Here is a 9,831-nt window from a genome sequence, read left to right on the forward strand (position 1 = left end):
TTAGAGTAAATTCCACCGCATAAGCGGGCGGTGGAATTTAAAGTTTCATTTTAGGTTTGAATAAAGCTGTAAAACTTCACGTTGAATTTTACAGCTTTTTATGTATACTAGAAGTAGCAGAAACAATATAAATCAAAGAAAGGAGCTGAAAGAATATGGCAAATATTTTACCAGTATCTGATTTGAGAAATTATAATGAAGTCCTGAAAAACTGTCATAAAGGAGAACCAGTATATCTGACCCAAAATGGCAGAGGACGTTTCGTTGTCATGGATATTGAAGATTATGAGCGTGATCGGGCAGAGAAAAAGCTTCTGATGAAGCTGCAGGAAGCCGAAGAAGCAGTGAAAGACGGCGAAGGATGGCTGGATTTGGATGAACTGAAGGCACTTGTGGGGGAATAAGATGTTAAAACTGCGGATCAATCCGATTGTTGCAAAGGATCTGAAGAATATTCGGGATTACATTGCTGAAGACAACGAGGAATATGCGGCAAAGACCATGAAGGAAATTTACGGTAAATTTGAAAACCTTCAGATGTTTCCTGGAATTGGGGCGGATCTCTTCAAACGGGTCAGTTTTCGAACAGATTATAAATATGCGATATGGGAAGAGTATGTGATTATCTATAAAGTGGGCAGTGAGTATGTAGAAATTTATCGTGTAATTAACCAGTATCAGGATATCACTAGAATCTTTGACTGATGACAGTAAATTTGGTACTCAATGTGACACCTAAACTTTTACTCAAGAATATTTCAAAGTGAGTCTCAACGAAGTCTCGCGAGATCTGAGAGTAAGTGAGACTCTATGATATGGCAAAATGCGATAATCCTGGGATTTGTAGGTAAATTATAAAGTTATAGTTCCAAGTCAGTCTCATCTCTGAAATTGTTTGTTGAGACTAACATGAGATTGAGGAGGTTCAAAATCATGGACATAAGAAAAAAAGGATTGGAAACTATTTCGAGAAAGAATATCAGGCTGGCAGTAAAATTATATGGAAGATCTTGTTAAAAAGTATGTAAATTTTCTAAATGATGATAAAAAGCCTGCATCAGATAAATTCTGGGAACTTGAAAAATGGATAAAGGAAGATAAGCGTCATCCGGGAGTTATCATGGAGATGAGCAGGTGATACACATGGAGATTGGTGCAACAAAAGCAGTTCAAAATCGACTAAAAACAACAAAGATTGAAGAAAGCAAAGGTGCTTCACTTGTGTTTTGCTGGAACACACATTTGACGAAAATAAAAGGAAGAAATGTCTTGTTTATTGTAAATGCTAGTAATCGTTACACAATAGCAATGACAGATATTGAACAAAGAAACTGGAATTGCTATGCAATGTATATCAGCCGTGTGATTCATGGGATGATGCAGGAAATGGGATATTCCGAGGATCAGATAGGGCAGTATTTTAAAATGTCAGGCGATGCAATTGTAACCAAAACTCATGGTAAGAAAGCAGTTGGTGGCATTAATCGAATGGTAATGGATGCACAGTATTTTGATAAAAAGTTGGAGAAAGAAACAAAGTATCAATGGGAACTTAGTGAGTATCTGAACAGAGATATCTGCAAGCCAGAGGGATTTGATGCATATGGATATCCAAGTGAACTTTTTAAATTAGACATGGAACGATTAGGGATTGCTACTAAGAGAAAGCCTGTAGGGGAAATATTGTGCAATTAATCAGTTTATTGAATTGTCAAAAAGGTGTTTTGTGGCTGAACATCTGAATATGAAGAACAGTTTGTTTTGATGGAATTATTTTCCGTCAGAGCAGACTGTTTTTTTATACCCTTTTTTCAATGATGCAAACTTCAGGGTTTAGCAATAACACATATGGAAACTGTGAAATTAGGAGCTGGAAGAACAGAGATATCTGATGTTTAGAGGAAAAGTTCCGACAAAGTATTTTGTAAAGCGTTTATATGAAGAGGAAGATTCCTTTGTGCTATATCAGCTGGGAGATGACTCCCACCTCTATAGGTGGTGAGCAACAAGCTGGTATCAGTGGTGGGAGTCAATCCCCCAGTTGATATAGCCTCCGGCAGGATTGCAGAGGTGCGCAGGAGAAGTATGTCATGCAATTGCATGACGCGCACCTCGCAGCAAGAATGCCGAGGCATTCTTGAATATTTTGAATTTCTGTTAAAGATAAACTATTTGTTTGTAATGTCTGTATAGTAACTATAATATCTATTTGTTCTAAGCCATAAAAACGATACTTTTTTCATTTTTAAACTCTGAGATAAAGATCTTTTTCTTTTTATAAAACAATAAAGTTTGTTTTGAAAGTCCTGAAATGTTTGATAATTCGATAGGGATTAATAGTATTTTGTACATTTTGCTGGTTTGTTCATTCCTATATAAATGCTTTATAAATAATAAATTACAAAAAAGGCTTGAGTATATAGTAAGTACATACCATATAATGAAAAATAATAAAAGAAAAAAGGAGACCAACCATGTTAGAAACAAATAATTTTTTTCATGCCACGCGTATAGTTGAGGGATACGGAGTGTTAAAAACAGTAGGCGAAGAGTGTAATCATTTAGGCTTTAAAAAAGTTCTTGTAATTACAGACTCTTTTTTAGCATCCTCTGAGCACTATAAAGTCCTGAAGGATAGCCTTGACAAAGAAAATGTTGTGAATTATTTATTGACAAATGTAAAACCGAATCCAAGAGCTGAAGACTGTGATGAAATGGCTGCATTTGCAAAAGAAAACCACGTAGATGCATTAATAGCTCTTGGCGGGGGCTCAGCGATGGATCAAGCAAAAGCTGTTGGCGCTGTTGTAACAAATGGAAAAACTACAATAGAATGGGGAGACACAGAATTAGAGAAGAAGATATTGCCACTCATTTGTATTCCTACTACTTCTGGAACAGGAGCTGAAGTTACATGGTGTGCAGTTATTACAGATACAAAAAGACAGTATAAAATGACAGTAGGAGACCCTGTTCACATGATTCCTACACTGGCAATTTGTGATCCTGAAATTACATTAGGTTTACCAAAATCTTTGACAGCATCATGCGGAGTTGATGCATTAACACATTGTATAGAAGCGTATACAGTACAATTGCATCAGCCTATTACAGATGCTTTAGCACTTAAAGGTATTTCGATGATTTCTGAAAATCTGGAAAAAGCATATAATGATGGAAGTGACAGAAATGCAAGAAGAAATATGATGATCGCAAGTACAATTGGCGGCATGTCATTTATTTCATCAAATGTTGGGGCTGTACATGCATTTGCGGAAACGGTAGGAGCTTGGTTTGACACACCTCATGGAGTTGCCAATTCTTTGTTCTTACCTTATGTCATGGAATATAATATTCCAGCTTGTCCAGAGCGCTTTGTAGATATTGCTTGTGCGATGGGCCTCAAAAGAGAAGATGGTATGACAGATGAAGAATATGCATTAAAAACCGTAGAATATGTTAAAGCATTGAATAGAAAATTAAATATACCTACAATTAGAGATATAAAAGGTATTACAGAAGAGAATTTTGAAACTATAGCTGAACGATCAGCAAATAATGTTTTGTCTGCTGACAACGCAAGAAAAATCACAAAGGAAGATTATTTGAACTTAATTATAAAAGCATATAATGATAAATAAAGGGATATACAAATGAAAAAAATAAAAAAAATAGTTGATTTATCATGGGAGTTTACAGCTGATACACCAATTTATCCTGGAGATCCGGAACCATCTGTAACAGTTGCAACAACTTTAGAAAAAGAAGGATATAACTTATCTACATTGGTTATGGGAACGCAAACTGGAACACATGTTGATGCACCATATCATTTTTCAAATACTGGAGAAACTATTGATAATATGGAACTGGATTTCTTTTTAGGAGACGCAGTGGTTGTACATGTTACTGAAAAGAAAGCAGATGAAGCAATTACAATGGAAGATATTGAACCATATAAAAATGACATAACAGAGGGTAAAGTTGTATTATTCAATACAAACTGGTATAAAAAACGTGGGACAGAAGAGTTTTTCCATCATCCATATGTAAATGGAGAAGTTGCGAAGTTTTTAGTAGATAAAGGTATTCGTTTTATCGGTATTGATACTATTAATGCTGATCAAACAGGTGGAACAGAATTTCCAGTGCATGATTTGTTTTCAGAAAATAGATTAATGATAGGAGAAAACTGGGCTTTTTTTGATAAAATTGATTTTGCAAATCCGTATGTTATTGCCTTACCAATGAAACTAGTTGGATGTGATGGTTCTCCGGTTAGAGCGATCGCTGTTCAGTGGGAGATAGAATAATGAATCCGCACACAATATAAAGTTATACAAGAAGACTGCTTGCTATTATTCCACACATTTTTATTTGTGCTTTAAAAAAGAATCCCTGATTTTGTATCAGCCAGTACAGAACGTGATGATATCACAGAAAACATATGAATTTTGGATTATAATAAATTCATAAAAGAAAAAGACAAGGAGATAATATAAGTGGCATTGCTGCTTATTCAGGAAAGGTGGAAAATAATATGAAGGTAATAATAGTAGGTGGTGTAGCCGGAGGAGCTACAGCCGCAGCAAGAATACGCAGACTGGATGAACATGCAGAAATTACTGTATTTGAAAGATCAGGATACATTTCCTATGCGAATTGTGGTCTTCCATACTATATTGGAAACGTGATCACAGATCCGGAAGAACTTACATTACAGACACCAGAGAGTTTTTTTAAGCGCTTCCGTATTAATATAAAAATTCATCATGAAGTTATCTCCATATATCCGGATCGTAAAACTGTTTTAGTGAAGGATTTAGAGAATGGTGTAACATTTGAAGAAAATTATGATAAACTTATCCTTTCTCCAGGCGCTAAGCCAACACAGCCAAAGCTTCCTGGAGTAGGCATTAATAAACTTTTTACATTTCGTACAGTAGAAGATACTTTACGAATCAAGGAATATATTAATAAGAATCATCCCAAATCTGCTGTATTGGCTGGTGGTGGCTTTATTGGCTTAGAGTTGGCAGAAAATTTGAGGGAGCTTGGCATGGATGTTACGATTGTCCAACGGCCTAAGCAGCTGATGAATCCTTTTGATCCAGATATGGCATCCATGATCCATAATGAAATGAGAAAGCATGGGATAAAACTGGTACTGGGCTATACAGTAGAAGGATTTAAAGAAAAAGACAACGGAGTGGAGATTCTATTGAAAGATAATCCCTCCCTTCATGCTGATATGGTAGTACTGGCGATCGGAGTTACACCAGACACAGCGTTAGCAAAAGAGGCTGGTCTGGAACTTGGTATCAAGGGAAGTATTGTAGTGAATGACAGAATGGAAACTTCTGTACCGGATATTTATGCTGCAGGTGATGCAGTTCAGGTAAAACATTATGTTACGGGTGATAATGCGCTGATTTCTTTGGCTGGTCCAGCCAATAAACAGGGTAGGATTATCGCTGATAACATTTGTGGCGGTGATAGTCGTTACCTGGGCAGTCAGGGAAGCTCTGTTATCAAAGTATTTGATATGACAGCAGCTACTACAGGCGTCAATGAAACCAATGCCAAAAAGTCAGGATTAAAGGTAGATACAGTAATTCTTTCTCCTATGAGTCATGCCGGTTACTATCCTGGCGGAAAAGTCATGACCATGAAAGTTGTTTTTGAAAAGGAGACTTATCGCTTGCTTGGTGCTCAGATTATTGGATATGAAGGCGTTGATAAACGTATTGATGTGCTGGCAACAGCGATCCATGCAGGGCTGAATGCACTCCAGTTGAAAGATCTGGATCTGGCATATGCACCGCCGTATTCCTCTGCCAAGGATCCTGTAAATATGGCTGGATTTATGATAGATAATATAGCAAAAGGTACCTTAAAACAATGGCATTTGGAAGATATGGATAGAATCTTTAAAGATAAAAGTGCTGTGTTGCTGGATGTGAGAACTATAGGTGAATTTAACAGGGGACATATTAATGGATTTAAAAACATTCCTGTAGATGAACTGAGGGAACGTATCAATGAAGTTGAGAAGGAAAAGCCTGTTTATCTGATATGCCAGAGTGGGCTGCGCAGTTATATTGCGAGCCGTATTCTGGAAGGAAATGGACATGAAACATACAACTTCTCCGGCGGATTCCGTTTCTACGATGCAGTGGTCAATGACCGTGCGCTGATCGAAAGGTCATATGCATGTGGTATGGATTATTAAAAAATACTATTATGATTTTCTGAGTATTTCCAGGTTTTTCGAATCAAGGATGGTGATTTTGCCACGGGAGAGTTTGACGAGACCCTCGCTTTGAAAATATCGAAGCATTCGAGTGATAACTTCCCTGTGTGAACCAAGATGGCTGGCAATGGTTTCGTGAGTGATTTTCAGTTCATTTGTTCCTTCGATAGAGGTTTCTTCCAAAAGAAATGAAGCAACACGTTTATCCAAACTCTTCCACATGATTTGTTCAATCAACCACATGACATCAGAAAAACGGGTAGCCATTAATTCATTGGTATAGTTTGCGACGGGAGCAGATTCCTGCATGATACTCTTATAGATCTCAGCAGGGATGATCCAAAGATCAGTATCTTTTTCTGCTTCAATGGTTACTTCAAATTGAATGGACTGTATGATACATGAGGCGGATAAGAGACACATATCCATATCGAACAGACGGTAAAGGGTAATCTCCCGTCCTTCATCTGAAAGTAAGTAAGTTCGAAGCTGTCCGGATTTAACCAGTAATAATCCAGTGCAATCCAGGTTTCCGTTGTGAATGATCGTTCCTTTTTTTACATGCTGTGTGATTAAACTATCTGAAATTAGGTTTTTCTGCGTTGCAGTTAATTTATTCCATATTGGAAAGTAATTTTCAAAATTCATAAGATGTAGCTCCTTTATGAACATAGTATACTTGTTTCGTTGAAATGAGTCAATCGGATAATTGACATATGCCCAAAATATTATTGACATATGCTCTTTATGGAGATAATATGTAAGAAAAGAAAGAAGGAGCAGTTTATGCCGAGACCAGTAAAATGCAGAAAAGTCTGTCATTTCCCCAATGTTTTAGAATTTCTTCCGGTAGATGATACGGAGATAAAAAAATCTATTGTTCTGACGGTAGATGAGTACGAGACAATTCGGCTTTTGGATAAGAATGGTTATAGTCAGGAGCAGTGCGCAGCATCTATGCAAGTCGCAAGAACAACTGTTCAACGAATTTACGAGATTGCCAGGAAGAAAATAGCAGATGCACTCATTGATGGACATCCACTCAGAATAGAAGGTGGAGATTTCAGAATCTGTGATGGTCAGAGCAGTAACTGTGGACTTGGAGGATGTTATAAGCAGGAGATTCATCAAAAATATGCAGCAGAAAAAGGAGAAGGTATAATGAGAATAGCAGTAACATATGAAAATGGAAAGATTTTTCAGCACTTTGGACACACAGAGACATTTAAGATTTACGATGTAGAGGAAGGAAAAGTCGTATATTCAGAAGTAGTAGATACGAATGGAAGTGGACACGGTGCATTGGCGGGAGTCCTTAATGCATTAAATGCAGATGTTCTGATTTGTGGAGGAATCGGAGGTGGCGCACAGACAGCATTAGCGGCAGCCGGTATTAAGCTTTTTGGGGGAGTTTCCGGAGATGCGGATGAAGCAGTAGAAGCTTTTATTAATGAAACACTGGATTATAATCCAGATGTTAAGTGTTCTCACCATGAGCACAGCCACGGGGAAGGACATATATGTGGCGAGCATGGATGTGGAAGCCATAGCTGACCAAGAATGACTGAGAATGTTTTGCCATTATGGATATTAAAGATTATGACCGTGAGCAAGCGGAAAGGCGGGATGTACATGAAGCAAGATACTTTAGAATAGATATTTAAATAAAGGTTGTCAAATATTTTCCTGTCATTTATAATTAAGTGACAATCAATCGGCATTGAAAAAAACCTAATGGATGAGGAGGAATTTCCAATGAACGTTACTGAAATCAGACGACCGGCTGATATGGAAAGAATTACAACACCGGAGCTGGCACAGATATTTATTGAAGAACAGGTTAAATTGATCAAAGAGCAGGTGGGAGATAAGAAGGTTCTTCTTGCACTTTCTGGTGGAGTGGATTCATCTGTTGTTGCAGCACTTCTGATCAAAGCAATTGGCCAGCAGTTAGTATGTGTCCATGTTAACCATGGCCTGCTTCGTAAGGGTGAGCCAGAGCAGGTGGTTGAAGTGTTTCGCAATCAGATGAATGCAAATCTTGTTTATGTGGACGCTACGGATCGTTTTCTTGATAAACTGGCAGGAGTAGAAGATCCTGAGACAAAGAGAAAGATTATTGGTGGAGAATTCATTGAAGTTTTTGCTGAAGAAGCAAGAAAGCTTGAAGGGATTGAATTCCTGGCGCAGGGTACGATCTGGCCGGATATTCTTGAGTCTGAAGAAGGTATTAAGGCACATCATAATGCCGGCGGGCTTCCGGAAGATATGGATTTTGAACTTGTAGAGCCTGTTAGAATCCTTTTTAAAGATGAGGTCCGTGTTGTTGGTGACCAGCTTGGTCTTCCTCATGGTATGGTTTATCGTCAGCCGTTCCCGGGACCGGGACTTGGTGTTCGCTGTCCGGGCGCTATTACCCGTGATCGTTTGGAAGCAGTACGCGAATCCGACGCAATTCTTCGTGAAGAATTTGAAAAGAATGGACTGGAAGGGAAAATCTGGCAGTATTTCACGGTTGTTCCGGAATTTAGATCTACCGGAATCAAAGACGGAAAGCGTTCTTTTGAGTGGTGCTGTATCGTTCGTGCAGTATGCACTACCGATGTTATGACAGCAACTGTTGCTGAGATTCCTCATGAATTGATGGTTCATATTACAGATCGTATTACACATGAGGTTACTGGTATCAATCGTGTGCTTTACGATTTTACACCGAAGCCGACAGGAACTGTGGAGTTTGAGTAAACAAAAAGGCTTAGCAAACCCAGCGCTTTGATATGCTCCCCATATGGTAGACAATGGAAATATCCAAAAATCTATCATATGAGGAGCATATTTTTATGTCTAGGAAACAGTATAGTAAGGAGTTGAAACTTGAGCTCGTAAAGAAACACCTTGAGGATGGAATCTCTTATTGGAAATTAGGTAAAGAGTATGGAATTGAGGCTAGTATCATCCGCAGGTGGGGTCATAAATACGAAACGTTTGGAGAAGACGGTCTAGAAAAGCAAAATGCTGATTTATGTAATTACTCTGCAGAATTTAAGAAGAAGATTGTTCTTGAATATCTTGGAGGCAATATAACGAGTCAGGATTTAGCTGCAAAATACAAAATTCATGCACCAAGTACTGTTTGTACATGGATTAAGCAGTATAATAACCATGAAGATTTAACAAATTCCAGAAAAGAAGGTGTATATCTCATGGCTAAAAACGGTGCTAGAAAAAATACAACCCTTGAAGAAAGAATAAACATTGTCGAAGAATGCATAAACACGGGATGTAATTATGCTTCTACAGCGAATAAATATGGTTGCTCCTACGGACAAGTTTATGCATGGGTTAGAAAATATAAAGATAAAGGAATCGAAGGATTATATGATCGACGAGGTAAGAACAAAGCGATTTCTCAATTATCAGATATTGAGAAGTTGAAAGCTGAAAACCGATTACTAAAAGCTCAAACACAGCAGCAACAAATGGAGATTGATTTCTTAAAAAAACTCGACGAAATAGAGAGGAACTTCTTGTATAATTCAAATATAAGGAATTCCGAGAAAGAAGGTTGAGAAAAAAAT

General features: G+C 37.7%; 11 protein-coding genes. 10 read left to right on the forward strand and 1 reads right to left on the reverse strand.

Going from position 1 to position 9,831, the window contains the following annotated elements; genetic code table 11:
• Window positions 1–155: 155 nt before the first annotated feature.
• From G5B11_RS17580 to G5B11_RS17610, 7 genes are all read left to right on the forward strand, one after another.
• A complete protein-coding gene (locus G5B11_RS17580) occupies window positions 156–404 on the forward strand; it encodes a type II toxin-antitoxin system prevent-host-death family antitoxin (protein WP_173729222.1) in 249 nt (82 codons plus the stop codon).
• A 1-nt stretch (window position 405) separates the two neighbouring features.
• Window positions 406–705, forward strand: a complete 300-nt coding sequence (locus G5B11_RS17585; RefSeq protein WP_173729223.1) for a type II toxin-antitoxin system RelE/ParE family toxin — start codon at window positions 406–408, stop codon at window positions 703–705.
• 295 nt (window positions 706–1,000) lie between these two features.
• A complete protein-coding gene (locus tag G5B11_RS17590; protein ID WP_173729224.1) occupies window positions 1,001–1,138 on the forward strand; it encodes a hypothetical protein in 138 nt (45 codons plus the stop codon).
• Between the two features lie 5 nt (window positions 1,139–1,143).
• Window positions 1,144–1,695 carry a DUF6933 domain-containing protein gene (locus G5B11_RS17595; RefSeq protein WP_173729225.1) on the forward strand — a complete coding sequence of 184 codons (552 nt, stop codon included), beginning with the start codon at window positions 1,144–1,146 and terminating at the stop codon, window positions 1,693–1,695.
• Window positions 1,696–2,474: 779 nt separating this feature from the next.
• On the forward strand, window positions 2,475–3,641 hold the full coding sequence (locus G5B11_RS17600) for an iron-containing alcohol dehydrogenase (protein WP_173729226.1): 1,167 nt from the start codon (window positions 2,475–2,477) through the stop codon (window positions 3,639–3,641).
• Window positions 3,642–3,653: 12 nt separating this feature from the next.
• A complete protein-coding gene (locus G5B11_RS17605; protein ID WP_173729227.1) occupies window positions 3,654–4,313 on the forward strand; it encodes a cyclase family protein in 660 nt (219 codons plus the stop codon).
• A gap of 227 nt (window positions 4,314–4,540) precedes the next feature.
• On the forward strand, window positions 4,541–6,232 hold the full coding sequence (locus G5B11_RS17610) for an FAD-dependent oxidoreductase (protein WP_173729228.1): 1,692 nt from the start codon (window positions 4,541–4,543) through the stop codon (window positions 6,230–6,232).
• 9 nt (window positions 6,233–6,241) lie between these two features.
• Here the strand turns inward: G5B11_RS17610 and G5B11_RS17615 are convergent, their stop codons facing one another.
• Window positions 6,242–6,901 (reverse strand): Crp/Fnr family transcriptional regulator, encoded by a 660-nt coding sequence (locus G5B11_RS17615; RefSeq protein ID WP_244093074.1) that lies wholly within the window; start codon window positions 6,899–6,901, stop codon window positions 6,242–6,244.
• Window positions 6,902–7,039: 138 nt separating this feature from the next.
• Between G5B11_RS17615 and G5B11_RS17620 the strand changes: the two genes are divergently transcribed.
• The 3 genes from G5B11_RS17620 (at window position 7,040) to G5B11_RS17630 (ending at window position 9,822) form a co-directional block, all read left to right on the forward strand.
• Window positions 7,040–7,807 carry a NifB/NifX family molybdenum-iron cluster-binding protein gene (locus tag G5B11_RS17620; RefSeq protein WP_173729230.1) on the forward strand — a complete coding sequence of 256 codons (768 nt, stop codon included), beginning with the start codon at window positions 7,040–7,042 and terminating at the stop codon, window positions 7,805–7,807.
• A 234-nt stretch (window positions 7,808–8,041) separates the two neighbouring features.
• Window positions 8,042–8,998 carry a glutamine-hydrolyzing GMP synthase gene (guaA, locus tag G5B11_RS17625; RefSeq protein WP_334298007.1) on the forward strand — a complete coding sequence of 319 codons (957 nt, stop codon included), beginning with the start codon at window positions 8,042–8,044 and terminating at the stop codon, window positions 8,996–8,998.
• 95 nt (window positions 8,999–9,093) lie between these two features.
• Window positions 9,094–9,822, forward strand: coding sequence for a helix-turn-helix domain-containing protein (locus G5B11_RS17630; RefSeq protein WP_173729232.1), 729 nt, complete (start codon window positions 9,094–9,096; stop codon window positions 9,820–9,822).
• Window positions 9,823–9,831 lie beyond the last annotated feature (9 nt).

Source organism: Blautia glucerasea, from assembly GCF_013304385.1.
In the GTDB taxonomy this organism is placed as follows: domain Bacteria; phylum Bacillota; class Clostridia; order Lachnospirales; family Lachnospiraceae; genus Blautia_A; species Blautia_A ammoniilytica.

Excerpts from the sequence above, each read along its gene's own strand:
- G5B11_RS17630 (WP_173729232.1), top strand. The coding sequence starts at position 9,094 with ATGTCTAGGAAACAGTATAGTAAGGAGTTGAAACTTGAGCTCGTAAAG.
- G5B11_RS17600 (WP_173729226.1), top strand. The coding sequence starts at position 2,475 with ATGTTAGAAACAAATAATTTTTTTCATGCCACGCGTATAGTTGAGGGA.
- G5B11_RS17610 (WP_173729228.1), top strand. The coding sequence starts at position 4,541 with ATGAAGGTAATAATAGTAGGTGGTGTAGCCGGAGGAGCTACAGCCGCA.
- G5B11_RS17580 (WP_173729222.1), top strand. The coding sequence starts at position 156 with ATGGCAAATATTTTACCAGTATCTGATTTGAGAAATTATAATGAAGTC.
- guaA (WP_334298007.1), top strand. The coding sequence starts at position 8,042 with ATGGAAAGAATTACAACACCGGAGCTGGCACAGATATTTATTGAAGAA.
- G5B11_RS17615 (WP_244093074.1), bottom strand. The coding sequence starts at position 6,901 with ATGAATTTTGAAAATTACTTTCCAATATGGAATAAATTAACTGCAACG.
- G5B11_RS17605 (WP_173729227.1), top strand. The coding sequence starts at position 3,654 with ATGAAAAAAATAAAAAAAATAGTTGATTTATCATGGGAGTTTACAGCT.
- G5B11_RS17620 (WP_173729230.1), top strand. The coding sequence starts at position 7,040 with ATGCCGAGACCAGTAAAATGCAGAAAAGTCTGTCATTTCCCCAATGTT.
- G5B11_RS17585 (WP_173729223.1), top strand. The coding sequence starts at position 406 with ATGTTAAAACTGCGGATCAATCCGATTGTTGCAAAGGATCTGAAGAAT.
- G5B11_RS17590 (WP_173729224.1), top strand. The coding sequence starts at position 1,001 with ATGGAAGATCTTGTTAAAAAGTATGTAAATTTTCTAAATGATGATAAA.
- G5B11_RS17595 (WP_173729225.1), top strand. The coding sequence starts at position 1,144 with ATGGAGATTGGTGCAACAAAAGCAGTTCAAAATCGACTAAAAACAACA.